The following is a 24314-nucleotide window of genomic DNA, read 5'->3' as shown; positions in this document are numbered from 1 at the left end:
AATTTGTCTACGGGAAAGGGTTTTTATGCTTTTTCAGATTTTATGCGCCGTGTTTATTGGCTTTTGTAGGGGTTTTGGCACGCGTAGTAGAGCGTTTTTGTTCCAGTGCAAGTGGGGCGACTGCTCGGCGCAGTGGAAGATTTTCTAGCTAAAATTGAGTGTTGTCATACAAGTTAGATCCCGGAATTCATAGGAGCTCATACAAGTCATTGCCGCCAGTGCTACGATCGGTTTGCCCCGATCACCGGAACCGACCATGCAAGACGACCTCGACGCCCCCGCCCGTAAACGCGCGCACAACCTGGCCCACGACCTGGTGGAAAAACTGACCCAGAGCATCCTGCTCGGTCAGATGCTGCCCGGTGACAAGTTGCCGTCGGAAAACTCGATCGTTCAGGAACACGGCGTCAGCCGCACCGTCGTGCGTGAGGCAATTTCCAAATTGCAGGCGTCAGGGCTGGTGGAGACGCGGCACGGTATCGGCACCTTCGTGATCGAACGTGCGCCGGAGCAGGGGCTACGGCTGAATGTCGACACAGCGCTGGGCGTGCGCAGCATTCTCGAATTGCGCATGGGCCTGGAGACGCAAGCGGCGGCGCTGGCCGCGCAGCGTCGCACCGAGCAACAACTGGTGCAGATGCGTCAGGCGCTGGACGACTATCAGCGTCTATTGGCCAACAACGACAGTTGCGTCGAGGCCGACCGGCGCTTCCACTTGCTGATTGCCGAAGCCACCGGCAATGTCTGCTTCACCGAAATCATGCAGCACCTGGGCAGCGCGATGATCCCGCGCACCCGGGTCAACGCGGCCGAGCGCGGCGCGGTGGATTTGAGCAAGCTCGGGCAACTGGCGAATCTGGAGCATGAGGCGATCCTCAACGCCATCAAACGTCAGGACGCGGACGCGGCGCGCGCGGCGATGTGGCTGCACCTGACCAACAGCCGTGACCGGTTTTCCGCCACGAGCTGAATGCCGCTGGTCTGTTCGATAGCACGCCCGGTGCGGCGGCACTTCCAACGAGTACGACCCGGATATTCCGGGCCTCATTCATTGAGGTGCAATCATGGCTGACGATACGCTGTTTCAGGGAGGCACGGCTCCAACCGACCCTACCCGCAAAGTCCCCGGTACGGATGAGCCGACGCTGGCCGATCACGAGATGCCGCCGGGCGTCATGCCCGGGCGCGACCCGTTGAGCGATGCCGACCGGCCAGAAGACTGGAAGGATCCGACGTCCGATGAAGACATACCGCCGGCTGATGAGCCGACACCGCTGTCCGATGACAGGCGCTGAACAAAACCCGGCTGATTGGCCGGGTTTTTTTGCTGCTTCTAAACAGCGCCGAGATCGCGCATCAACAACCCGAACCGCAAATCCACCGCATCCGGAATCGGCAGATACACCGTGTGCCCGTCCCCCAGCGCCACGTCGATGGCTTCACCTTTCAGGTTCTGCAATTCATGCAGATCAAAGTGGAAATTGCCCTTGGGCGTCATCAGTTCCAGGTGATCGCCCAGTGCAAAACGGTTCTTAACCTTGACCTCGGCCAGACGATCCCGACGTTCGCCGGTCAACTCGCCCACAAACTGCTGACGCTCCGACACCGAGCTGCCGTTCTGATAGTTCTGGTATTCGTCATGCACATGCCGGCGCAGGAAGCCTTCGGTGTAGCCGCGCTGGGCGAGGGATTCCAGATCGGTCATCAGGCTGCGGTCGAATTCGCGGCCGGCCACCGCGTCGTCGATGGCCCGGCGATAGACCTGGGTGGTGCGCGCGCAATAGAAGTGCGATTTGGTCCGGCCTTCGATCTTCAGTGAGTGCACGCCCATGCGGGTCAGGCGCTCGACGTGCTGCACCGCGCGCAGGTCCTTGGCGTTCATGATGTAGGTGCCGTGCTCGTCTTCGAAGGCCGGCATCAGCTCGCCGGGCCGGTTGGCTTCCTGCAACAGGAACACCTGATCGGTGGGGGCGCCGAGGCCGAGGGTCGGTTGCGGTTCGAAGGTCTGCACGATTTCGCCGAGCTGGTTTTCGCTGGCCTCCTGCGCCGAGTATTTCCAGCGGCAGGCGTTGGTGCAGGTGCCCTGATTGGCGTCGCGTTTGTTCATGTAACCCGAGAGCAGGCAGCGGCCGGAATAGGCCATGCACAGCGCGCCGTGGACGAACACTTCCAGTTCCATGCCGGGCACTTGCTCGCGGATTTCGCCGATCTCTTCCAGCGACAATTCACGGGACAGGATGATCCGACTCAAGCCCTGCTGTTGCCAGAATTCGACACTCGCCCAGTTCACCGTGTTGGCCTGCACCGAGAGGTGGATCGGCATCTGCGGGAAGTGGCGGCGCACCAGCATGATCAGGCCGGGGTCGGACATGATCAGCGCGTCCGGCGCCATCTCGATCACTGGCGCCAGGTCCTTGAGGAAGGTCTTCAGTTTGGCGTTGTGCGGCGCGATGTTGACCACCACGTAGAAACGCTTGCCCTGGGCCTGGGCTTCACGAATGCCGAGCGCGAGGTTGGCATGATCGAACTCGTTGTTGCGCACCCGCAGGCTGTAGCGTGGCTGGCCGGCGTACACCGCATCGGCGCCGTAGGCGAAGGCGTAACGCATGTTTTTCAGGGTGCCGGCGGGGGCGAGCAGTTCAGGGGTGAAGGAGGTCGTCATGGCGGCGTCGGTCGCAAAAGCGCGGCAGGGTAGAGCAGTTGCGCCGAGGGTTTATTGATCTGGATCTATGCTCAATGAAGAAACAGGGCACTCGCGCTGACACTGGCTGACTAAACGGGACGGGCGCGGGTGGCGCCTGACTGACCTGGACCGGACATGAACCAAAAGAGTCTGCAATTCAAATCCCTCACCGTGCTGCTGTTTCTGGTGACGGTCGCCTTCATCTGGATCCTGCTGCCGTTCTATGGTGCGGTGTTCTGGGCGGTGATCCTCGGCATCCTGTTCGCACCGATGCAGCGCCAGTTGCAACTGAAATTCGGCTGGCAACGCAACCTCACATCACTGTGTACCTTGAGCATCTGCCTGGTGATTGCGATCTTGCCGGTGATCGTCCTCAGTGTGCTGCTGGTGCAGGAAGGGGCGACGCTTTACGACAATATCGAAAGCGGCAAGCTCGATATCGGCGCCTATCTGGCGCAATTCAAGCACAGTCTGCCGCCTTACTTTCAGCACCTGCTCGACCGCTTCGGCATGGGCGAGCTGAATGCCTTGCGCGAGAAGATCGTCAAGGCCGCCATGCAGGGCAGTCAGGCGCTGGCGAGCCAGGCGTTCAGTTTCGGCCAGGGCACGTTCGAGTTCGTGGTGAGTTTTTTCATCATGCTGTACTTGCTGTTTTTCTTCCTGCGCGACGGCGCCGAACTGGCGCGCAAGGTGCGCACAGCGATACCGCTGGAGGAGCATCACAAGCGTCGCTTGCAGTTGAAGTTCAATCGCGTGGTGCGCGCCACCGTGAAAGGCAATCTGCTGGTGGCGATCACGCAGGGTGCGCTGGGCGGGGCGATTTTCTGGTTTCTCGACATTCCCAGTGCGTTGCTCTGGGCGGTATTGATGGCGTTTCTGTCGTTGCTGCCGGCGGTGGGCGCGGGGATTGTCTGGGTGCCGGTCGCGATTTACTTCCTGCTCAGCGGGATGATCTGGCAGGGCGTGGTGCTGGGGCTGTTCGGGGTGTTCGTGATCGGTCTGGTAGACAACCTGCTGCGCCCGATTCTGGTGGGCAAGGACACCCGGATGCCGGACTACATGATCCTGATCTCGACCCTGGGCGGGCTGGCGGTGTTCGGGCTGAACGGCTTTGTGATCGGGCCGCTGATCGCGGCCCTGTTCATGTCGAGCTGGGCGTTGTTCATCGAGAGCAAACCGAAAGTGCAGCTGCCTTAAGCCTTGAACGGGCCGTTGAGCAATTGTTGCGACAGTGCCTGCGCCGCCGGCAAGGACGTGAGCGGGCCGCTGACCGGCTCGCCGTCGCGCACCAGATACCAGCAGGCGAGCAGCCCCAGCTCTCTGAGCGATGCGGGAACGGCGCTGCCGACAACGGACATGATTTGAACCTGAGCCATGAAAAGTACCTCCATCAATCTGTGGAGCTACCTTAGGGAATTGGCCGTTTCAGGGACAATCAACGCTTTCGATAGTGGTCATTGACGCCGCTGAGGGCTGGCTCAATCCACCACTTGATCGAGCATGTGCACGATCTCGTGTTCGTTGAGAAAACCCTTGCGCACCAGGTTTTCCGCCAGCAACGAGAGAAATTTCGCCGTGCGGTGGCCTTCCAGGTGCTTGAGTTCGGTCAGGGCGTTGTAGACCTTGCTCGAGGTGCATAAACCGACGATGCGGTGCGGATTCTGTGTAGGCATTCAAGTCGTCCTTGTTGTTATCAACCTGTTGTTTGCGGACGGATTCAGAGTGCGGTTCCGTCATGACAAATAGATGACCGTTTGTGTTTTGCCCTTAACGGTCGAGTCCATCATGCCGACTTTAGCGGTTCAAACTGTCCTCACAGCGACCTTGGCGAGATTTTTTCAGACCCTGGCCGACGAACGGTCGGCTTTCCCGAAGGCAATAAAAAGCCCCGCGATCAGGCGGGGCTCTGGGGACCGGTTACCAGCGCGGGCCACCGTAGTAGTGTGGCCGGCCGTAATAACCGCGCGGTGGGCCGTAATACACCGGGGCCGGTTGGACGTAGACCGGTTGCTGCACATAGACCGGGGCCGGCTGGTAATAAACCGGTGGCGGCGGTTGCTGGACATAGACCGGCGCCGGTTGAGCGTAAACAGGCTGCTGGACGTACACCGGCCGATCCTGGTTGATGAGCGCCGAGCCGATGATGGCCGAGCCGACGATCGCACCAAATACCGCCGGGCCCTGCCAGCCACCGCCGTGGGCTTCTGCCTGACCCGTGATCGCGAATGCACCAATCAACAAGGCCACGATGGGGAGTTTACGAATCATGATAATTCCTCGGTTCTTCGACCCGGCGTCCGAACCTGCAACAGGCCCGGAATGGCGCGGGGATACTTCTAAGACAGCAACATTTTGAAAAACAGCACGGCCGCCAGGTAAATTTTGTGTAAGGTCTGTACCGGTTTGTTTACCGAGCTTGCGGCATCGACCGTGATGCCCGGAACACACCGCCTTATGATCGTTCAGAACCCGATGGCCTGGCTAATCCCGTCCATCCGAAAGTGCATACGAAGGAGCCTCCCATGCAGATGCACCCCAATAAAGACACCCAATTGTGCATGTCCCTGTCTGGGCGTCCCGGGAATTTCGGTCTGCGGTTTCATAACCATTTGTATGAACAACTGGGCCTGAATTTCTACTACAAGGCCTTCAGCAGCCAGGATCTGCCCGGTGCGGTCGGCGGGATCCGCGCGCTGGGGATTCGCGGTTGCGGGGTATCGATGCCGTTCAAGGAGGCGAGCATTGCGCTGGTTGATGAACTGGACGCCTCGGCGGCGGCGATCCAGTCGATCAACACCATCGTCAACACCAACGGTCATCTCAAGGCCTACAACACCGATTACATCGCCATCGCTCAGTTGCTGGAAACCCACGCGGTGCCGAAGGACTCGACTTTCGCCCTGCGCGGCAGCGGCGGCATGGCCAAGGCTGTGGCCAGTGCCTTGCGCGATGGCGGTTACAAGAACGGTTTGATCGTCGCCCGCAATGAGCGCGCCGGTCGTGCGCTGGCGGACTCGCTGGGGTATCGCTGGCAGGCGGAACTGGGCGACGAGCGCCCGCAGATGCTGATCAACGTGACCCCGGTGGGGATGGACGGTGGGCCAGAAGCAGGTCAGCTGTCTTTTGAGGTGGATGTGATCAAGTCTGCCGACACCGTGTTCGATGTGGTGGCGATCCCCTCGGAAACCCCGCTGATCGTGCGCGGTCGTGCCGAAGGCAAAAAGGTGATCACCGGGCTGGAAGTGATCGCGATCCAGGCGCTGGAGCAGTTCGTGCTGTACACCGGCGTGCGGCCGACGGTCGAGCAGTTCGATGCGGCGGTGGCGTTTGCCCGTAGTTGATGGAGCCTGAGCAACGGCGAACCCACCCGGATTTGCCGTTGCCTATACTGCCGGATCAGCAAGCACAGACTTGCCTACACAAAAGCCGAGGTTTGCATGCATCCGCCCATTCTCAACCTGAATGACGTCGAACTCGAACCGCTTCCCGAATCATTGGCCCCCGAAGGCGAAACCGCTGGGCGTTATCAGCAACGCTTCGCCCGGGTCGGCCAGCAACTGGGTGCGCAGAAACTCGGTTATCGGCTGTATGCGTTGCCGCCAGGCATGCGCGGCAGTCCGTTTCACAGTCATCGGGTCAATGAGGAAATGTTTTACGTGGTGGCCGGGGAAGGGGAAGTGCGCCTCGGTGCCGAACGTTTCCCGATACGCGCCGGGGATGTGATCGCTTGTCCGCCGGGCGGCCCGGAAGCGGCGCACCAGATCATCAACACCAGTGCTGCGGAACTGCGCTATCTGGCGGTCAGCACTCAGCAGCAACCGGAAATCTGCGAGTACCCGGACTCGAACAAATACGCGGTGATGGACAACTTCAGCATCGATGCCGAGGGCAACGCCTCAGGATTCGTGGCGGTGGCGCGGCAGGCGGACGGGCTGGATTACTGGGACGGCGAATAACACCGTCCCCGGTGCACTTATTCTTCGAGACGGGCCAGACGCTCTTCCAGCGCCGCAATCCGCGCTTCCAGCTCTTCGATGCGCTCCAGTGACACGCCGCTGGCAGCGCCGCGATCGCTCGGGTTCTGCCGCGCCGCGATAATCGCCTCGATGTCCGCCGGATCGCCCAGCGCGTGGGTGTAACGATCTTCACGCTGACCGGGCTGACGCGGAATCAACACCGCCAGCTCCCGGGCGATCAGGCGTTCCAGCTGATGCACCACTTGTTCGGCGTCTTCAAACTCATGCATTCGACCGCTGCGGGTCAGCAGTTCGTTGACGGTCTGCGGGCCGCGCAGGAACATCAACCCGGTCAGGATCAATTGCGCCGGCACCAGCTCCAGTGCCTTGTCGACCTTATGCTCCCAGCGGTCCGCGCGGCTGCCCATCACCAGTTTGGTGAAGCCGCGGCTTTCGAGGGCGCGCAGGCTCTGGCCGACCTGGCCCTGAGTCAGGTTCATCACTGGCTCCCGGCTGGTTTTCTGGTTGCAGGCCAGCACCAGCGCGTTGAGGGTCAACGGGTAGGTTTCCGGGCTGGTGGCCTGTTTCTCGATCAACGAGCCCAGAATGCGGATTTCCGTAGCGTTGAGCCGTGGTTCGTCGGAGCGGGTTTCAAATTCTGTGGTCATCGCGCGTTCCCTCTGCAGTCGAAGGCGCCTAGCCTAATCCTTGCTGGATAAAAGACAAGCCGCGCCGCCATGCGAGCATGGCTATAATCGCCCCCACGATTCAACCAGCCACCACGTGAGACAGCCATGACCATTTCCCTATACGCCGCATCCGTCCCGGTTTTCCAACAAATGCTCAACGCCGTGAGCGATGTGCTGAAAAAGGCTGAAGCCCACGCCACCGAGAAAAACATCGACCCGAACGCCTTCCTGCAAGCGCGTCTGTACCCGGACATGTTCCCGCTGGTGCGTCAGGTGCAGATCGCCGTGGACTTCGCCAAAGGCGTTTCCTCGCGTCTGGCCGAAATCGAAATTCCGAAATATGACGACACCGAAACCACCTTCGCCGAGCTGCAAGCGCTGATCGCCAAGGTTCTGGCCTTCATCGGCGAGATCAAGCCAGAGCAGATCAATGGCAAGGAAGGCATCGAGATCGTGACCCGTCCGGGCACCCCGAAAGAGAAGCGCTTCAGCGGCCAGGCTTATCTGCTGAGTTACGGCCTGCCGCAGTTCTTCTTCCACGTCACCACCACCTACGCACTGCTGCGTCACAACGGTGTGGAAGTGGGCAAGCGCGATTACATGGGCGCGTTCTAAAACGTTCTGCAACAAAAAGCCCGCCAAGGTTTGCGCCTTGGCGGGCTTTTTATTGCGCTGGTTTTTTACGCCGGACGTTGGGCTTTCTGCTCTTCGCCCAGGCACGCGGCGGCGGTGAACAGTACGTCGGTGGAGGAGTTCAGCGCCGTTTCGGCCGAATCCTGCAGCACGCCGATGATGAAACCGACCGCGACCACCTGCATGGCGATTTCGCTCGGAATGCCGAACAGGCTGCACGCCAGCGGGATCAACAGCAGCGAACCACCGGCCACGCCCGAGGCACCGCAGGCGCAGATCGCAGCGACGACGCTGAGCAGGATCGCGGTCGGGATGTCCACGGCAATGCCCAGGGTGTGCACGGCGGCGAGGGTCAGCACGGTGATGGTGATCGCCGCGCCGGCCATGTTGATGGTGGCGCCGAGCGGGATCGATACCGAATAGGTGTCTTCATGCAGGCCCAGGCGCTTGCTCAGTTCCAGATTGACCGGAATGTTCGCCGCCGAGCTGCGGGTGAAAAACGCAGTGATGCCGCTTTCACGCAGGCACTGGAGCGTCAGCGGGTACGGGTTGCGGCGCAGCTTCCAGAACACGATCAGCGGGTTCATCACCAGCGCCACGAACAGCATGCAGCCGAGCAGTACCGCCAGCAGGTGCGCATAACCGATCAATGCGCCAAACCCGGAGGTGGCCAGGGTCGACGCTACCAGACCGAAAATGCCCAGCGGTGCGAAGCGAATCACGACCCGGACAATCAGCGTCACGCCATTGGACAGATCGCCCAGCACTTCGCGGGTGGTGTCGCCGGCGTGCCGGATCGCCACGCCCATGCCGATGGCCCAGGCCAGAATGCCGATGAAGTTGGCGTTCATCAGTGCGCTCACCGGGTTGTCGACCACGCTCAGCAACAGGCTTTGCAGCACTTCACTGATGCCGCCCGGCGCGCTTACGGCGATGTTGTCAGTGGACAGTACCAGATGCGACGGGAACATCATGCTGGCAATCACCGCGACCACGGCAGCGGCGAAGGTGCCCAGCAGATACAGGAACAGAATCGGCCGGATGTGGGTTTCCTGGCCGTGCTTGTGGTTGGCGATCGAGGCCATGACCAGCACGAACACCAGGATCGGCGCCACGGCTTTCAGCGCCGAGACGAACACTTTGCCGATGAAGGCCGTGCCTTTGGCCGCTTCCGGCGCGAACAGCGCGAGGGCGATGCCGGCAATCAGGCCGATCAGGATCTGGGTGACCAGGCTGAGGCTTTTAAGACGTTGCAATAGAGAAGGGGATGAAGCGGTCATGAACGGCATCTCTGTTTTTATAGGGTGCAAGGTTGCGTGATCCGGGCGATTGATCGGGGGCAGGCCACGGACACAAACCGAAAGGACTGACGCGCCAGACACGCCGTTAAACGGGTGGCTGAACAGGGTGTACGTTTTGCAGGGCGCGGACTTTATCACAGCGTCGTCCGGATCCTTCAGACCTGTGACGATCTGCCACCCGATCCCTCTGTAACTTAGACAGGTTTGTGCAAGTCACCCGGGAAACACTCTGTTAAGATTGCGCATCCTTATTTTCAAGTTCTGCCAGCGGGCCCCTCGGGTCAACGCTGGTGTCGTCGTTTTGCTGGAGTTCCTCATGCTGTTGCCCATCCTTCTGTTGTCCGCCGCCGGGTTTACGGTGCTGACCACGGAGTTCGTCATCGTCGGCCTGCTGCCGGCGATTGCCCGCGATCTTGCTGTCACCATCCCGCAGGCCGGGCTGCTGGTGACTCTGTTCGCGTTCACCGTGGCGATGTTCGGTCCATTCTTGACCGCCTATTTCGCCCGCTTCGAGCGCCGCAAACTGTTCATCACCATCCTGATCATGTTCGGCCTGGCCAATACCGTGGCGGCATTGGCGCCGAACATCTGGGTCATGGCCATCGCCCGGCTGATCCCGGCGCTGGGGTTGCCGGTGTTCTGGGCGCTGGCCAGTGAAACGGCGGTGGATATCGTCGGCCCGGACTTCGCCGGTCGCGCCATCGCCAAGATCGGCTTCGGCATCGTCTGCGCCACCGTGTTCGGCATTCCGGTCGGCACGCTGATTTCCGATGCGTTCGGCTGGCGCAGCGCGTTCGCCATTCTGGCGGTGATCGCGTTCGCCAAGGCGCTGCTGCTGTTTGTCTATCTGCCGAAAACCAGCCTGCACCAGCATCAGGTCAGTTTCGCTTCGCAGTTCAAGATCCTGCGCAGCCCGTTGATGCTCGGTCATGTGCTGCTGTCGATCCTGGTGTTCAGCGGCATGTTCACCGCCTACACCTATCTGGCGGACATCCTCGAACGTCTGGCCGGCTTCAATGGCACCGTGGTCGGCTGGTGCCTGATGGGCTTTGGCGCGGTCGGTCTGATCGGCAACTCGCTGGGCGGTCGTGCGGTGGATCGCCATCCACTGATGGCTTCGGTGATGTTCTGCGCGTTCATGATCCCGGGGATGGTGGCGCTGGTACCGAACATCAATTCGTCGCTGGGTCTGGCGGCGGCGATGGGCATCTGGGGCGTGACTCAGGCGGCGCTGTTTCTGGTCAGCCATGTGCGCTTGATGAAAGCCGCACCTGAGGCCCCAGCCTTCGCCGCGTCGCTGAACATTGCCGGGGCCAACCTCGGGATTGGTTTGGGCGCGATCATTGGCGGTCGAGTGATCGACAGCGCCGGCCTGGGCTTCGTGGGTTTCGCCGCTGCCGGGTTCATTCTGCTGTCGATTTTCCTCGCCATGGTGCTGATGGTGCTCAAGCCGCGCGACGTCTGCGCGCCGGCTTAAAACGCTGTAAATAGCTCGCGTCGGGCACCTTCGGTAATCGCTTTGATGCCGGGGTGCTTGACCTTGCGCTCCACCGAGATCGCGTAAAACGACTCGCTCACCGCATCGGTCTGGCCGATCAACTCGACGCCGTACTGGCGCTTCACCTCATCGGCAATCACGCTCGGGCCGATGAAAATCCCGCTGCCGGACTGGCCGAACGCCTGCATCAAGGCGCTGTCATCGAACTCCCCGACAATCCTCGGCTGAATTTGCTGCTCGGCGAACCAGCGCTGCAAACGGCTGCGCACTACGGTTTCCGCGCCGGGGATCAACAGCGGCGCACCGTGCAGGCTGCGCGGGAAATCCTGACCGTATTGCGCTGCCAGTTCGGCGGTGGCGAAAAAACTGATCCCGCATTCGCCTAGCTTCTGGCTGTAGCCCTTGATGTCCAGGTGCGAGGGCATCGGGCTGTCGGAGATCACCAGGTCCAGACGCTGGATTGCCAGATCCGCCAGCAGGCGCTCGAGTTTGTCCTCGCGGCAGGTGATGCGCAGCGGTTCGCTCAATTCCATGGTCGGCGCGATCAGGCGATAGACGATGGATTTGGGCACCACGTCCGCCACGCCGACCCGGAACAGGATCTGCTGTTCGTTGGGCTGGGCGCGCAGCATCAGCTCCAGCTCGCCGCCGAGCTGGAACATCTGCTCGGCGTAGGGCAGGGCCTGACGTCCGGCTTCGGTGAGCTCTAATTGCCGGCCGACTCGTTGAAACAGCTCGATGCCGTAGGTCTGTTCGAGCAGGGAAATCTGCCCGCTGATGGTTTGCGGCGTCAGGTTCAGTTGCTCGCAGGCGCGCACGATGCTGCCGGTCTTGGCCACCACCCAGAAGTAATGCAGTTGTCGGTAATTGAGCATGGGGTTCGATCCGTCAAATACAGTTCGTATAAATCGAAGTATAGCCGCTAAAAATACGAATTTTCCTGAAGTGTTTGTCTCCCTAGAATGCCCAGCCATCGACGGCCGGTCTGTACGGCGCTGTCTGTTCTATCGAGGGAAGCATCATGAAACTAAAAACTACGGCGTTACTGATCGCGTCTTTACTGGTACTGGCCGGTTGCGACCAGGCCGAAAAGAGCGCCCAGCAACTGATGGGGCAGGCGGCTGAAGCGGCCAAGCAAGCCATCGATGACACGCACAAAGCCGCCGAGCAGGCGCTCAGCGATGCCACCGGCAATCTGATCAGCAAGAAAGAACCGAAAGACGACGAAGAAAAATCCGAATCGTCCTCCCAGGAAATCTAAACCGTCTTACACAGAGTCAGGACTGACCCATGGAATACCTGTTAGAACTCGCTTCCAGCCCGACCGCATGGATTGCCTTGGCCACACTGGTGGTGATGGAAATCGTGCTCGGCATCGATAACCTGATCTTCATCTCGATCCTGACCAACAAGCTGCCCGAGCAGTACCGGCAGAAAGCCCGTCGTCTGGGGATCGGCATGGCGCTGATCATGCGTCTGGCCTTGTTGAGCACCATCGCGTTCATCGTTCAGCTGACCGCGCCGGTCATCGAGATCCTCGGCCACGCGTTCTCCTGGAAGGACATGATCCTGATCGCCGGCGGCCTGTTCCTGTTGTGGAAAGCGACGACCGAGATCCATCACAGCATGGACCCGGCACCGGAAGATCCGAAGACCGCGACGTCGAAGGTGACCCTGGGCTTCGCCGCCGCCATCGGGCAGATCCTGATGCTGGATATGGTGTTCTCGATCGACAGCATCATTACGGCTGTCGGCATGACCGAACACTTGCCGATCATGGTGATCGCGGTTGTTGTCTCGGTATTGGTGATGCTGTTTGCGGCTGATCCGCTGGCCAAGTTCATCAACGACAACCCGACGGTGGTCATGCTGGCTCTGGGCTTCCTGATCATGATCGGCATGACGCTGATCGCCGAAGGCTTCGGCGCCCACGTACCAAAAGGTTATGTGTATGCCGCCATGGCATTCTCGGCTGCGATTGAAGTGCTGAACATGATGTCGCGCCGCGCCAAGCAGAAGAAACTGACTGCCGAAGCGTAATCGTTGGAAAAGCAAAGGCCGCCTGAACTCGCGAGAGTCCAGGCGGCCTTTTTGTTTGTGTCGGTTACGGAAAGTCAGTGCGCGGTGGCGTGACGGGCGTCGTGTTTCCCGATCTTCCTGGTCGGTGCAGGTTGAACCGGGTGGTGATGGCGGCGGGAAATCCGCAGTACGCCCCACAACATGGCGGCGGCAACGGCCAGCCAGCCGGCAATCAGCATTACGATGGTCATGGTCAGGCTCATCTGCGCCTCCTCTTTGCCCTGCGTCGGGCTAACGCTCTTTGGCTCTTCTCTGAATGACAGTCTAGTCGCTGGTGTGTTTCAGGCTATTGACCAAAGGTCGGTGGTGATCAATCAGTTCGCTCTATGCAGCCGATGGATCTGCCGTTTTGGGCTATACCGCAGCGTGACGCCGTCCTATGATCCTCGACCAAGCCGGAACACGATGACCGGTAACTGATCAAGAGAGTGATGATGGTGCAGCTTTTTTCCCGGATTCGCGCGGCGCTGCTGGTGGCCGGTTGCGTGACAGCATTGGTGGGGTGTGCGGGCAGTGTGGCGCCGGAGGTCAAGCGCCTGCCTGAACGGGTCGAACTCAGTGGCACCTTCTATCGCGGTGAGGCCTATCAAAGCGGGCCGCAAGTGCTGGCCAGTCTGCTGTCGCAGCAGGGCATCGTGATCACGCCGGGTCTGCTGGAAAAGCCGCTGCATTTGCCCGGTGCCGAGGACAAGCTGCAACAGAATCTGCAAAACCTTGCCCGTGAATACGGCATGGTCGTGTATCCGCTGGATAGCAATCTGCCGGCGCTGCTGGCTCAGGTGGCGGCCGGGTATCCGGTGATGGTGCGTTTCAGCGAGGGTTCGGCGTTTTGGGCGGAGCCGCGTTACGCGATCCTGTCCGGCTACGATCGCTTGAAGCAGAAGGTGCTGCTGCGCGCCGGGATGAATCGCCGTGAATTGATGAGCTTCAGCTCGTTCGAGTCGGCCCTGGAAAAATCCGGAGGCTGGGCGGTGTTGATCCAGAAACCGACGCAGATTCCGGCGGCGGTCGATCAACAGCGCTGGCTCAAGGCTGCCGACGCACTGGCGCAAGCCGGGCAGGAGCGGGAAGCGGCGCAGGCGAGGAAGGCGCTGGCGGCGCATTGAGGTTCCGTTCGTCGCCTGTCGGGCACCCTGATGGAGGATGCGCTTCTGAACTGTAGCGTCCCGTGTTTTACGGGCCAGTATCAGGAGGCGAACATGGCAATTCCAAATTCACCCAGTGGGCCGCATTCTTCCGAATATGGCAGTGGCGACGATCTGGGGTTTGATCCGGACTCGCCTGATCTGGACGATCCGCAAGTCGATCCCATTGGCCCGGCGAAGGCGCCGAAGGATGTGCAGCCGGGCGATGATCCCAAGCGTCCGGCCAAGCCTTACGATCCCTTGGCTGATCTCAAGCCTTGAAGCGAGGTGCGTATGAGTACCGATTCGAGTTTCGACGACCACAAACCTGACAGTGTGCCCACCACGCCTGAGCCGGAAGTTGATCCGGTGCTGGATCCTGAGAGCCCGCTGCGCGATCCGCTGGCGCGTCCGGCGGTGGTCACGCCGGAGGATTCCCGCGACCCAAGCGCCGGTGACGGCATTCCCGATGACGACAAGATGCCGTTGCCCAACGACTGAGTGCATAAATGAAAAAGCCCCGACGATTCGGGGCTTTTTCATGGGGGACGGATTACTTGGACGCTTCGATCACGCCGCTCTGGCGACTCTTGAGGTTTTTGTCGGCCTTGTATTGCTGAGCCACGGCGGGGACGTTGGCACTCTTGCCGGTTTCCACCCAACTGCGGATGCGGCTGGCATCGGCGAAGTGAGTGTATTTGCCGAACGCGTCGAGAATCACCAGGGCGACCGGGCGGTTGGCCATGCGGGTCACCAGTACCAGGCAGTGACCGGCAGGGTTGGTGAAACCGGTTTTGGTGATGCGGATATCCCAGTCGGCCTTGTTGACCAGGTGATCGGTGTTACGGAAACCCAGGGTGTAATTGGGTTTACGGAACGAAACGGTCTTTTCCTTGGTGGTGGTCAGCTCGATGAGCAGCGGCTGTTTGTGCGCGGCCACCAGCAACTTGCTCAGGTCGCGGGCGGTGGAGACGTTGCGCTCGGACAGGCCGGTGGGTTCGACAAAGTGCGTGCTGGTCATGCCCAGCGCCTTGGCCTTGGCGTTCATTGCGGCGATGAATGCCGCGTAACCACCCGGATAGTGGTGGGCCAGGCTGGCGGCGGCGCGGTTTTCCGAGGACATCAGGGCAATCAGCAGCATCTCCCGGCGGGGCAGTTCGCTGCGCAGCTTGACGCGGGAAAACACGCCTTTCATTTCCGGCGTGTGGCTGATGTCGACGTCAATCCATTCGTCCATGTTCTGGTGCGCTTCGACCACTACCAAACCGGTCATCAATTTGCTCACGGAAGCGATGGGCACCACCACGTCCGGGTTGCTGGAATAAATGACTTTGTTGGTCTGCAGATCCATCAGCAGGGCGCTGCCGGAGGCAATCTTCAATTGCGAGGCGTCTCGAGGGGCAGCGGTGGTTTCGGCGGCGTTGACCGTTGGCGTGAGGAGCGTGCCTGAAAATGCAAAAACCAGGCTCAGGATGGACAGACGAATATTCACGCGGGCGAACTCATGAAGGTTGGAAATGCCGTTCTTTGTAACGGCCTGTGTCGTAAAAACGACGCATTGTAGGAGTATGGTTGAAGAACTGTCGATGGTTGTCCGCAAGGCATGAAAAAGTCGTGAAAAGCCCTGTAAAAATAGGGGTTTCCGGCGAACGGTAAAGGTTTTTTCGAGGGCATGAAAAACCCCGCGCAAGGCGGGGTTCTCGGAGCGCGGAAAACGCGACTCAGGCGTGCAGGGTTTCTGCCGCGTAGAGCGTGTTCTCAAGCAGGCAGGCGCGGGTCATCGGGCCGACGCCGCCGGGTACCGGAGTAATCCAGCCGGCGCGGGGCAGGGCGGTCTCGTAGACCACATCACCCACCAGTTTGCCGTCTTCCTGGCGGTTGATGCCGACGTCGATCACGATCGCGCCTTCCTTGATCCACTCGCCCTTGACCAGGCCCGGCTTGCCGGCGGCCACGACCACCAGATCGGCGCGGCCGACGTGGCCGGCCAGATCCTTGGTGAAGCGGTGGGTAACGGTTACGGTGCAACCGGCCAGCAGCAGCTCCATCGCCATCGGACGACCGACGATGTTGGATGCGCCAACAACCACCGCGTCCATCCCGTACAGATTGGCACCGGTGCTTTCCAGCAGGGTCATGATGCCTTTCGGGGTGCACGGACGCAGCAGCGGAATGCGCTGGGCCAGACGGCCGACGTTATAAGGATGGAAACCGTCGACGTCCTTGTCCGGGCGGATGCGTTCCAGCAATTTGGAGGCGTCCAGGTGCTCTGGCAGAGGAAGTTGAAGCAGAACGCCGTCGATTGCCGGGTCGTCGTTCAGTCGATCGATCAGATCGGTCAGTGCTTCCTGAGTGGTTTCGGAAGGCAGGTCGTACGCTTGAGAGAGGAAGCCGACCTCTTCACAGTCTTTACGCTTGTGCGAGACATAAACCTGAGAGGCAGGATCGCTGCCGACCAGGATCACCGCGAGGCCTGGCGTGCGCAGACCTTGCTGGCGACGTTCGGCAACCCGTTGGGCGATCTGCTGGCGCAGGCTGGCGGCGATCGATTTGCCGTCGATTAGTTGTGCAGTCATTGCGCGTGATTAACCATCGAGAGGGGAAAAAAAGAGAACGCATTCTCGCATGTCAAACGGTGAGGGCAAAGGCGCTTGGTCAGCAAATTCCCCTAAGCCCTTTAATTAAATGAATTTTTTTTAAAAAGGATTTGACGACCTTCGGGTCGCTCTATACTATTCGTCGCACTTGTCGGGCACAGCCTAGCACTGGTTAAGAAGGTCGAGCTAAATCAACGTTTTGCGAGACTGGAAAGCACTTAGTTTGTAGTCCTCCAAGGGTACAGCTAACAAGGCGCCCGTAGCTCAGCTGGATAGAGCATCCGCCTTCTAAGCGGATGGTCGCAGGTTCGAGTCCTGCCGGGTGCGCCATTAGGCAGCATTGGCACAAGTAGCGCGATATGGTGGGCGTAGCTCAGTTGGTAGAGCACGGGATTGTGACTCCCGTTGTCGTGGGTTCGATCCCCATCGTCCACCCCATATTTCGAAAGGCGCCAGATGTAACAGTCTGGCGCCTTTGCTTTAAAAGCTTCATCTGCGGATGTGGTGGAATTGGTAGACACACTGGATTTAGGTTCCAGCGCCGCGAGGCGTAAGAGTTCGAGTCTCTTCATCCGCACCAATCAAAGCTTCATTCATGCCGTTGGCCGGGTGAAGTTCTACAAAGAAGTTGTTTGGCTTCTTTGACACGCAATATGGTGGGCGTAGCTCAGTTGGTAGAGCACGGGATTGTGACTCCCGTTGTCGTGGGTTCGATCCCCATCGTCCACCCCATATTCCGAAAGGCGCCAGATTTAACAGTCTGGCGCCTTTTTTGTTTTACGGTTTCGGATTTTCGCGGCTGCAGGTTTCGGGTCGCAGGGCAGGGTGCTTCGTCGTATTAATGTTGCTCGATGATGCTGCGCTGCCCGCCGTCCTTGCTTGCGAGGTCGGCTGTCAGGGAGATGATTCAACCGCCTCTATATATAGAAGAGGTTGGCGCAGAGCCCTGGCTTGAATTGGCTGTATTTGCTAACAGGGCGAGGCGCAACCGTTTGTCCCCGCCTTCAAATGGCCTGCTGTTTTTTACCCGTTTTCAGTAGGGTGACTTCTTGAGTTTGACCTACTAGAATGCTTGCCCTTGATTCTTGGGTCGGAAACGGCCGGCTAACGTCTGTGCAACGAGGAATATCCATGCAAGTTTCTGTTGAAAATACTACTGCTCTTGAGCGCCGCATGAGCATCACCGTGCCGGCTGAGCGCATCGAGACTCAGGTCAACAAGCGTCTGCAGCAGACTGCCAAAAAGGCCAAGATTGCTGGCTTCCGTGTTGGCAAGGTGCCAATGAGCGAAATCAAGCGCCGTTTCGGTGCTGATGCGCGCCAGGAAGCAATCGGCGACGTGATCCAGTCCTCCTTCTACGAAGCTGTGGTTGAGCAGAAGCTGAACCCGGCCGGTTCGCCATCGATCGAGCCAAAATCGCTCGAGGCTGGCAAGGACCTGGAATACGTAGCCGTATTCGAAGTGTTCCCTGAGTTCACCGTTGCCGGCTTCGAAGGCATCACCGTCGAGCGCCTGAGCGCTGACGTGGCTGACGCCGATCTGGACAAGATGCTGGACATCCTGCGCAAGCAGAACACCCGTTTCGAAGTGGCCGATCGCGCTGCCCAGAACGAAGACCAGCTGAACATCGATTTCGTTGGCAAGGTTGACGGCGAAGTGTTCGCTGGCGGTTCCGCCAAGGGCACTCAGCTGGTACTGGGTTCCGGTCGCATGATCCCTGGCTTCGAAGAAGGCCTGGTAGGCGCTAAAGCCGGCGAAGAGCGCGTTCTGAACCTGACCTTCCCAGAGGACTATCAGAACCTGGACCTGGCTGGCAAAACCGCCGAGTTCACCGTGACTGTAAACACCGTTTCCGAGCCAAAGCTGCCAGAGCTGAACGAAGAGTTCTTCGCTCAATTCGGCATCAAGGAAAGCGGCATCGACGGTTTCCGCACCGAAGTTCGCAAGAACATGGAGCGTGAACTGCGTCAGGCGATCAAATCCAAGGTCAAGAATCAGGTCATGGACGGTCTGCTGGCCACCAACCCGATCGAAGTGCCCAAGGCTCTGCTGTCCAACGAAGTTGACCGTCTGCGCGTGCAGGCTGTTCAGCAGTTCGGTGGCAACATCAAGCCAGACCAACTGCCGGCCGAGCTGTTCGAAGAACAAGCCAAGCGTCGCGTTGTCCTGGGTCTGATCGTGGCTGAAGTGGTCAAGCAGTTCGACCTGAAGCCAGACGAAGCCCGCGTTCGCGAAATGATTCAGGAAATGGCTTCGGCTTACCAAGAGCCTGAGCAGGTCGTGTCCTGGTACTACAAGAACGACCAGCAACTGAACGAAGTTCGTTCGGTTGTGCTGGAAGAACAAGTTGTGGATACTGTTCTGCAGAAAGCTAGCGTGACCGACAAATCGGTCTCTTACGAAGAAGCGGTCAAGCCGGTAGAAGCTCCAAAAGCCGACTGATTGTTTTTGCGTTAGAAGCACACACCATAAGCCAGCCTTCGAGCTGGCTTATGCGTATTCAAGACATGACTATTTGGGAGTGACTGCAGAGCATGTTCCGTAATTCCTATATTCAGCAGAACTCTGATATCCAGGCCGCCGGCGGCCTGGTCCCGATGGTTGTCGAGCAATCTGCTCGTGGCGAGCGCGCCTATGACATCTACTCGCGTCTTCTCAAGGAACGAGTGATCTTTCTGGTGGGTCCGGTAGAGGACTACATGGCCAACCTGATTTGCGCGCAATTGCTGTTCCTTGAAGCGGAAAACCCGGACAAGGACATCCATCTTTATATCAACTCCCCGGGCGGTTCGGTGACAGCGGGCATGTCGATCTACGACACCATGCAGTTCATCAAGCCAAACGTATCGACTACCTGTATCGGTCAGGCGTGCAGCATGGGCGCATTCCTGCTGACGGCCGGTGCACCTGGCAAGCGTTTCTGCCTGCCGAACTCGCGCGTGATGATTCACCAGCCACTGGGCGGTTTCCAGGGCCAGGCATCGGACATCGAAATCCATGCCAAGGAAATCCTCTTCATCCGCGAGCGTCTGAACACGCTGATGGCCAAGCACAGCGGCCGTACGCTTGAAGAAATCGAGCGCGACACCAACCGCGACAACTTCATGAGTGCAGAAGCTGCGAAGGAATACGGTCTGATCGACGAAGTGATCAACCAGCGCCCAGCTTAAAAATAAGCAGCTCAAAATAGGCTTGGTCGGCGCGTCTGATCAGCGGCGGGCTTGAAAAAGCCCGCAATAGCCTTCATCTTGTGTTGCAAGCCTATCGGATTTGGATCGAACGAATGACTGACACCCGCAACGGCGAGGACAACGGCAAGCTGCTCTATTGCTCCTTCTGTGGCAAAAGCCAGCATGAAGTACGCAAATTGATTGCCGGCCCCTCGGTCTTTATCTGCGACGAGTGCGTCGACCTGTGCAATGACATCATCCGTGAGGAGGTGCAGGAAGCACAGGCCGAAAGCAGCGCGCATAAATTGCCTTCGCCTAAAGAAATCAGCGGCATCCTTGATCAATATGTCATTGGTCAGGAACGTGCCAAGAAGGTTCTGGCAGTAGCGGTGTACAACCACTACAAGCGTCTGAACCAGCGTGACAAAAAGGCTGACGACGTCGAACTCGGCAAGAGCAACATCCTGCTGATCGGCCCGACAGGCTCCGGTAAAACCCTGCTGGCCGAAACCCTGGCCCGCTTGCTGAACGTTCCGTTCACCATCGCCGACGCAACCACCCTCACCGAGGCCGGTTATGTGGGTGAGGACGTCGAGAACATCATTCAGAAGCTGCTGCAGAAGTGCGATTACGACGTAGAGAAAGCCCAGATGGGTATTGTCTACATCGACGAAATCGACAAGATTTCGCGCAAGTCCGACAACCCGTCGATCACCCGGGACGTTTCCGGTGAAGGCGTGCAGCAGGCCTTGCTCAAACTGATCGAAGGCACGGTCGCTTCCGTTCCGCCGCAAGGTGGCCGCAAGCATCCGCAGCAGGAATTTCTTCAGGTTGATACCCGTAACATTCTGTTCATCTGCGGTGGTGCGTTCTCCGGTCTGGAGAAGGTCATTCAGAACCGTTCCACCAAGGGTGGTATCGGATTCAACGCAGAAGTGCGCAGCAAGGAAGAAGGCAAGAAAGTCGGTGAATCCCTGCGTGAAGTCGAGCCTGACGATCTGGTCAAGTTCGGTCTGATCCCGGAATTCGTCGGTCGTCTGCCGGTTCTTGCGACGCTGGACGAGCTGGATGAGGCTGCTTTGATGCAGATTCTCACCGAGCCGAAAAATGCCCTGACCAAACAGTATGCCAAGCTGTTCGAGATGGAAGGCGTGGATCTGGAATTCCGTTCCGACGCGCTGAAATCGGTCGCCAAGCGTGCCCTGGAGCGTAAAACCGGTGCCCGTGGCCTGCGTTCGATTCTCGAAGGTGTACTGCTCGACACGATGTATGAAATCCCCTCGCAGTCCGAGGTGAGCAAAGTCGTGATCGATGAAAGCGTGATCGAAGGCAAGTCCAAGCCACTGTATATCTACGAAAACAGTGAGCCGGCTGCCAAGGCGGCGCCGGACGCGTAAGCGCCCAGCCTGCCGGAACAAGGAAGGGGCCTTCGGGCCTCTTTTTTTTATGTCGTTTTTTACATCCGCTTTGCGCTTGTTTTTTTTCAAGGCAACCCCCATCTTGGTTTCAAGCTTAATTCCATCTGATTACGGCCATATGGCCGCCGTAGAGGCGAAATCATGAAGACCACCATCGAATTGCCTCTCCTGCCATTGCGTGATGTCGTTGTGTATCCGCACATGGTTATCCCGCTGTTCGTGGGGCGCGAGAAATCCATCGAAGCCCTCGAGGCCGCGATGACGGGTGACAAGCAGATCCTGCTGCTGGCCCAGAGAAACCCGGCTGACGACGATCCCGGTGAAGAAGCTCTCTATCGCGTAGGTACTATCGCCACCGTTCTGCAGCTGCTGAAGCTGCCGGACGGCACCGTCAAGGTTCTGGTCGAAGGCGAGCAGCGTGGCGCTGTCGAGCGCTTCAGCGAAGTCGATGGCCACTGCCGTGCCGAAGTGTCGCTGATCGACGAAGTCGACGCCGCCGAGCGCGAATCCGAAGTGTTTGTGCGCAGCCTGCTGTCGCAGTTCGAACAATATGTGCAGTTGGGCAAAAAAGTCCCGGCTGAAGTCCTGTCGTCTCTCAACAGCATCGACGAGCCTGGCCGCCTGGTAGACACCATGGCTGCGCACATGGCGCTGAAGATCGAGCAGAAGCAGGAAATCCTCGAAATCATCGATTTGTCGGCCCGGGTCGAGCACGTTCTGGCCTTGCTGGACGCCGAGATCGACCTGCTGCAAGTCGAAAAACGCATTCGTGGCCGCGTCAAAAAGCAAATGGAGCGCAGTCAGCGCGAGTACTACCTGAATGAGCAGATGAAGGCCATTCAGAAAGAACTCGGCGACAGCGACGAAGGCCACAACGAAATCGAAGACCTGAAGAAGCGCATCGACGCTGCCGGTCTGCCGAAAGACGCGCTGGCCAAGGCCACTGCCGAGCTGAACAAGCTCAAGCAAATGTCGCCGATGTCCGCTGAAGCCACCGTGGTGCGCTCGTACATCGACTGGCTGGTTCAAGTGCCGTGGAAGGCCCAGAGCAAGGTACGTCTGGACCTGGCCCGTGCCGAAGACATTCTCGACGCCGATCACTACGGCCTCGAAGAGGTCAAGGAACGCATCCTTGAATACCTCGCCGTGCAAAAGCGCGTGAAGAAAATCCGTGGCCCGGTGTTGTGCCTGGTCGGTCCTCCGGGCGTGGGTAAAACCTCGCTGGCCGAGTCGATCGCCCATGCCACCAACCGCAAATTCGTGCGTATGGCCCTCGGTGGCGTGCGTGACGAAGCGGAAATCCGTGGTCACCGTCGGACCTACATCGGTTCGATGCCAGGAAGATTGATTCAAAAGATGACAAAAGTGGGTGTCCGCAACCCGCTGTTCCTGCTCGATGAAATCGACAAAATGGGCAGCGACATGCGTGGCGACCCGGCGTCGGCATTGCTGGAAGTGCTTGATCCAGAACAGAACCACAACTTCAACGATCACTATCTGGAAGTCGATTACGACCTCTCGGATGTGATGTTCCTGTGCACCTCGAACTCGATGAACATTCCACCGGCGCTGCTGGACCGGATGGAAGTCATCCGTCTGCCGGGCTACACCGAAGACGAGAAGATCAACATTGCGGTCAAGTACCTGTCGCCCAAACAGGTTGCAGCCAACGGCCTGAAGAAGGGCGAGCTGGAATTCGACGAAGAAGCGATCCGCGACATCATCCGTTACTACACCCGCGAAGCCGGTGTGCGTGGCCTCGAGCGGCAGATTGCCAAGGTCTGCCGCAAGGCGGTCAAAGAGCACGCGCTGGAAAAACGCTTCTCGGTAAAAGTGACAGCTGATCTGCTGGAACATTTTCTCGGCGTTCGCAAGTTCCGCTACGGTCTGGCCGAGCAGCAGGATCAGATCGGACAAGTCACCGGCCTGGCCTGGACTCAGGTGGGCGGCGAACTGCTGACCATCGAAGCCGCTGTGGTGCCGGGCAAAGGTCAACTGATCAAGACCGGTTCGCTGGGTGACGTAATGGTCGAATCGATCACTGCGGCCCTGACCGTTGTGCGCAGCCGTGCCAAGAGTCTGGGCATCCCCCTGGACTTCCACGAGAAGCGCGACACGCACATCCACATGCCGGAAGGCGCTACGCCGAAAGACGGCCCGAGCGCTGGTGTAGGCATGTGTACCGCACTGGTGTCGGCTTTGACGGGTATTCCTGTGCGCGCCGATGTCGCCATGACCGGCGAGATCACCCTGCGTGGTCAAGTTCTCGCCATTGGCGGTCTGAAGGAAAAACTGCTGGCCGCTCACCGTGGCGGAATCAAGACAGTGATTATTCCGGAAGAGAACGTGCGTGATCTGAAGGAGATTCCTGACAATATCAAGCAGGATCTGCAGATCAAACCGGTTAAATGGATTGACGAAGTCCTGCAAATTGCGCTGCAATACGCGCCGGAGCCCTTGCCGGATGTGGCTCCGGAGATAGTTGCCAAGGACGAAAAACGTGAGTCTGACTCTAAGGAAAGAATTAGCACGCATTAATACGCTTTTGCCTGGGGGGCTTCCTTGACAGCTTTTTAGAGCCCTTGTTATAAAGCGGCTCTTAAGTGTCTGTAGGCCATTCAGCACTCGTTTTTGCTTTCACCAAAAAACTTAGAATCATACTCAAATAGATATAAGGGGACTTAGAGTGAACAAGTCGGAACTGATTGATGCTATCGCTGCATCCGCTGATATCCCGAAAGCTGCTGCTGGCCGTGCGCTGGACGCTGTAATCGAATCCGTCACTGGCGCTCTCAAGGCTGGCGACTCCGTTGTTCTGGTTGGTTTCGGTACTTTCTCCGTGACTGATCGTCCAGCTCGCATCGGTCGTAACCCACAGACCGGCAAGACTCTGGAAATCGCGGCAGCCAAAAAACCAGGTTTCAAAGCCGGTAAAGCCCTGAAAGAAGCCGTCAACTAAGTTTGATTCAGGTTTTTACCCATCCGGGTCGGGGTTATGCCTGACTTGGCAGCGGAGCGGTAGAGCAGGCGGTGGGAATAGCTGCCTGTCACACCGGGATCGAGGGTTCGAGCCCTGTCCGCTCCGCCAGTTACGAGAAGGCGCATCCTCGGATGCGCCTTTCTTCTATCCGGATTCTACCCACGCTCCACGGTTGCCTAATTTTGA

Annotated in this window: 27 protein-coding genes and 4 tRNA genes; 21 read left to right on the top strand and 10 right to left on the bottom strand. The window is 58.9% G+C overall.

Features of this window, described 5'->3' with window-relative positions:
• The first annotated feature begins 256 nt into the window (after positions 1 to 256).
• Positions 257 to 970: a FadR/GntR family transcriptional regulator gene (locus CAF80_RS15795; RefSeq protein WP_074689068.1), complete on the top strand. Its 714-nt coding sequence runs from the start codon at positions 257 to 259 to the stop codon at positions 968 to 970.
• Between the two features lie 94 nt (positions 971 to 1064).
• On the top strand, positions 1065 to 1295 hold the full coding sequence (locus CAF80_RS15790; RefSeq protein WP_039767638.1) for a hypothetical protein: 231 nt from the start codon (positions 1065 to 1067) through the stop codon (positions 1293 to 1295).
• A gap of 38 nt (positions 1296 to 1333) precedes the next feature.
• Here CAF80_RS15790 and yegQ read toward each other — a convergent pair whose 3' ends face one another.
• A complete protein-coding gene (yegQ, locus tag CAF80_RS15785; protein ID WP_074689066.1) occupies positions 1334 to 2662 on the bottom strand; it encodes a tRNA 5-hydroxyuridine modification protein YegQ in 1329 nt (442 codons plus the stop codon).
• A gap of 156 nt (positions 2663 to 2818) precedes the next feature.
• Here yegQ and CAF80_RS15780 point away from each other — a divergent pair, with 156 nt between their 5' ends.
• The gene (locus CAF80_RS15780; protein ID WP_085667496.1) at positions 2819 to 3880 is read left to right on the top strand and encodes an AI-2E family transporter; all 1062 of its coding nucleotides are present in this window, start codon (positions 2819 to 2821) and stop codon (positions 3878 to 3880) included.
• On the opposite strand, the gene CAF80_RS15775 is transcribed toward CAF80_RS15780, so the two are convergent.
• The 3 genes from CAF80_RS15775 to CAF80_RS15765 form a co-directional block, all read right to left on the bottom strand.
• Positions 3877 to 4059 (bottom strand): hypothetical protein, encoded by a 183-nt coding sequence (locus CAF80_RS15775; RefSeq protein WP_007951581.1) that lies wholly within the window; start codon positions 4057 to 4059, stop codon positions 3877 to 3879. The two genes, CAF80_RS15780 and CAF80_RS15775, sit on opposite strands and share 4 nt — an antisense overlap.
• Positions 4060 to 4161: 102 nt before the next feature.
• Positions 4162 to 4356: a hypothetical protein gene (locus tag CAF80_RS15770; protein WP_007951579.1), complete on the bottom strand. Its 195-nt coding sequence runs from the start codon at positions 4354 to 4356 to the stop codon at positions 4162 to 4164.
• Between the two features lie 244 nt (positions 4357 to 4600).
• Positions 4601 to 4951 (bottom strand): hypothetical protein, encoded by a 351-nt coding sequence (locus tag CAF80_RS15765; RefSeq protein WP_007951578.1) that lies wholly within the window; start codon positions 4949 to 4951, stop codon positions 4601 to 4603.
• A gap of 254 nt (positions 4952 to 5205) precedes the next feature.
• Here CAF80_RS15765 and CAF80_RS15760 point away from each other — a divergent pair, with 254 nt between their 5' ends.
• Together CAF80_RS15760 and CAF80_RS15755 are read left to right on the top strand one after the other, a co-directional pair.
• The gene (locus tag CAF80_RS15760; protein WP_039767633.1) at positions 5206 to 6024 is read left to right on the top strand and encodes a shikimate 5-dehydrogenase; all 819 of its coding nucleotides are present in this window, start codon (positions 5206 to 5208) and stop codon (positions 6022 to 6024) included.
• Positions 6025 to 6120: 96 nt separating this feature from the next.
• On the top strand, positions 6121 to 6639 hold the full coding sequence (locus tag CAF80_RS15755) for a cupin domain-containing protein (protein WP_085667497.1): 519 nt from the start codon (positions 6121 to 6123) through the stop codon (positions 6637 to 6639).
• A gap of 17 nt (positions 6640 to 6656) precedes the next feature.
• Here CAF80_RS15755 and CAF80_RS15750 read toward each other — a convergent pair whose 3' ends face one another.
• Positions 6657 to 7307: a YceH family protein gene (locus CAF80_RS15750; RefSeq protein WP_085667498.1), complete on the bottom strand. Its 651-nt coding sequence runs from the start codon at positions 7305 to 7307 to the stop codon at positions 6657 to 6659.
• Between the two features lie 126 nt (positions 7308 to 7433).
• Between CAF80_RS15750 and CAF80_RS15745 the strand changes: the two genes are divergently transcribed.
• Positions 7434 to 7943 (top strand): DUF1993 family protein, encoded by a 510-nt coding sequence (locus CAF80_RS15745; RefSeq protein WP_007951572.1) that lies wholly within the window; start codon positions 7434 to 7436, stop codon positions 7941 to 7943.
• Positions 7944 to 8008: 65 nt separating this feature from the next.
• Here the strand turns inward: CAF80_RS15745 and sstT are convergent, their stop codons facing one another.
• A complete protein-coding gene (gene sstT, locus CAF80_RS15740) occupies positions 8009 to 9241 on the bottom strand; it encodes a serine/threonine transporter SstT (RefSeq protein WP_064600897.1) in 1233 nt (410 codons plus the stop codon).
• Positions 9242 to 9578: 337 nt separating this feature from the next.
• On the opposite strand from sstT, the gene CAF80_RS15735 reads away from it, so the two are divergent.
• A complete protein-coding gene (locus tag CAF80_RS15735) occupies positions 9579 to 10739 on the top strand; it encodes an MFS transporter (protein ID WP_007951570.1) in 1161 nt (386 codons plus the stop codon).
• Here CAF80_RS15735 and nhaR read toward each other — a convergent pair.
• Positions 10736 to 11635 (bottom strand): transcriptional activator NhaR, encoded by a 900-nt coding sequence (nhaR, locus tag CAF80_RS15730; RefSeq protein ID WP_007951569.1) that lies wholly within the window; start codon positions 11633 to 11635, stop codon positions 10736 to 10738. The genes CAF80_RS15735 and nhaR overlap by 4 nt on opposite strands.
• A 146-nt stretch (positions 11636 to 11781) precedes the next feature.
• Between nhaR and CAF80_RS15725 the strand changes: the two genes are divergently transcribed.
• Both CAF80_RS15725 and CAF80_RS15720 read left to right on the top strand, forming a co-directional pair.
• Positions 11782 to 12021: a hypothetical protein gene (locus CAF80_RS15725; RefSeq protein ID WP_039767627.1), complete on the top strand. Its 240-nt coding sequence runs from the start codon at positions 11782 to 11784 to the stop codon at positions 12019 to 12021.
• Positions 12022 to 12050: 29 nt separating this feature from the next.
• Entirely contained in the window at positions 12051 to 12800 is a 750-nt protein-coding gene (locus CAF80_RS15720; protein WP_039767626.1) for a TerC family protein, read from the top strand.
• 74 nt (positions 12801 to 12874) lie between these two features.
• On the opposite strand, the gene CAF80_RS28895 is transcribed toward CAF80_RS15720, so the two are convergent.
• Positions 12875 to 13042 (bottom strand): hypothetical protein, encoded by a 168-nt coding sequence (locus tag CAF80_RS28895; RefSeq protein WP_170928285.1) that lies wholly within the window; start codon positions 13040 to 13042, stop codon positions 12875 to 12877.
• 231 nt (positions 13043 to 13273) lie between these two features.
• On the opposite strand from CAF80_RS28895, the gene CAF80_RS15715 reads away from it, so the two are divergent.
• The 3 genes from CAF80_RS15715 to CAF80_RS15705 all read left to right on the top strand — a co-directional run bounded on the left by CAF80_RS15715 (position 13274) and on the right by CAF80_RS15705 (position 14464).
• A complete protein-coding gene (locus CAF80_RS15715) occupies positions 13274 to 13945 on the top strand; it encodes a peptidase C39 family protein (RefSeq protein WP_085667499.1) in 672 nt (223 codons plus the stop codon).
• A 93-nt stretch (positions 13946 to 14038) separates the two neighbouring features.
• A complete protein-coding gene (locus CAF80_RS15710) occupies positions 14039 to 14245 on the top strand; it encodes a DUF6021 family protein (RefSeq protein ID WP_085667500.1) in 207 nt (68 codons plus the stop codon).
• Positions 14246 to 14257: 12 nt separating this feature from the next.
• Complete coding sequence (locus tag CAF80_RS15705; RefSeq protein ID WP_085667501.1) at positions 14258 to 14464, top strand: hypothetical protein; 207 nt, start codon at positions 14258 to 14260, stop codon at positions 14462 to 14464.
• A 52-nt stretch (positions 14465 to 14516) separates the two neighbouring features.
• On the opposite strand, the gene pbpG is transcribed toward CAF80_RS15705, so the two are convergent.
• Positions 14517 to 15455 (bottom strand): D-alanyl-D-alanine endopeptidase, encoded by a 939-nt coding sequence (gene pbpG, locus CAF80_RS15700; RefSeq protein ID WP_011335039.1) that lies wholly within the window; start codon positions 15453 to 15455, stop codon positions 14517 to 14519.
• A 229-nt stretch (positions 15456 to 15684) separates the two neighbouring features.
• Positions 15685 to 16539 carry a bifunctional methylenetetrahydrofolate dehydrogenase/methenyltetrahydrofolate cyclohydrolase FolD gene (gene folD, locus CAF80_RS15695; protein ID WP_085667502.1) on the bottom strand — a complete coding sequence of 285 codons (855 nt, stop codon included), beginning with the start codon at positions 16537 to 16539 and terminating at the stop codon, positions 15685 to 15687.
• Positions 16540 to 16813: 274 nt separating this feature from the next.
• On the opposite strand from folD, the gene CAF80_RS15690 reads away from it, so the two are divergent.
• The 9 genes from CAF80_RS15690 (at position 16814) to CAF80_RS15650 (ending at position 24107) form a co-directional block, all read left to right on the top strand.
• A tRNA-Arg gene (locus tag CAF80_RS15690) sits at positions 16814 to 16890 on the top strand.
• A 32-nt stretch (positions 16891 to 16922) separates the two neighbouring features.
• Positions 16923 to 16998 (top strand) — tRNA-His (locus CAF80_RS15685).
• Between the two features lie 57 nt (positions 16999 to 17055).
• Positions 17056 to 17140: transfer RNA gene (locus tag CAF80_RS15680), tRNA-Leu, on the top strand.
• 76 nt (positions 17141 to 17216) lie between these two features.
• Positions 17217 to 17292: transfer RNA gene (locus tag CAF80_RS15675), tRNA-His, on the top strand.
• 399 nt (positions 17293 to 17691) lie between these two features.
• Entirely contained in the window at positions 17692 to 19002 is a 1311-nt protein-coding gene (gene tig, locus CAF80_RS15670) for a trigger factor (RefSeq protein ID WP_074689056.1), read from the top strand.
• A gap of 92 nt (positions 19003 to 19094) precedes the next feature.
• Positions 19095 to 19730: an ATP-dependent Clp endopeptidase proteolytic subunit ClpP gene (gene clpP / locus CAF80_RS15665; protein WP_007951559.1), complete on the top strand. Its 636-nt coding sequence runs from the start codon at positions 19095 to 19097 to the stop codon at positions 19728 to 19730.
• A gap of 113 nt (positions 19731 to 19843) precedes the next feature.
• Positions 19844 to 21127, top strand: a complete 1284-nt coding sequence (gene clpX, locus CAF80_RS15660) for an ATP-dependent Clp protease ATP-binding subunit ClpX (RefSeq protein WP_007951558.1) — start codon at positions 19844 to 19846, stop codon at positions 21125 to 21127.
• Positions 21128 to 21289: 162 nt separating this feature from the next.
• Positions 21290 to 23686, top strand: coding sequence for an endopeptidase La (lon, locus tag CAF80_RS15655; protein WP_039767614.1), 2397 nt, complete (start codon positions 21290 to 21292; stop codon positions 23684 to 23686).
• 148 nt (positions 23687 to 23834) lie between these two features.
• Complete coding sequence (locus CAF80_RS15650; protein WP_002552737.1) at positions 23835 to 24107, top strand: HU family DNA-binding protein; 273 nt, start codon at positions 23835 to 23837, stop codon at positions 24105 to 24107.
• Positions 24108 to 24314 lie beyond the last annotated feature (207 nt).

The organism is Pseudomonas sp. B34(2017), from assembly GCF_002112915.1.
Taxonomy (GTDB): domain Bacteria; phylum Pseudomonadota; class Gammaproteobacteria; order Pseudomonadales; family Pseudomonadaceae; genus Aquipseudomonas; species Aquipseudomonas pharyngis.
Note: the sequence above shows the minus strand (reverse complement) of the source record. Positions and strands in the feature narration are given on the sequence as shown.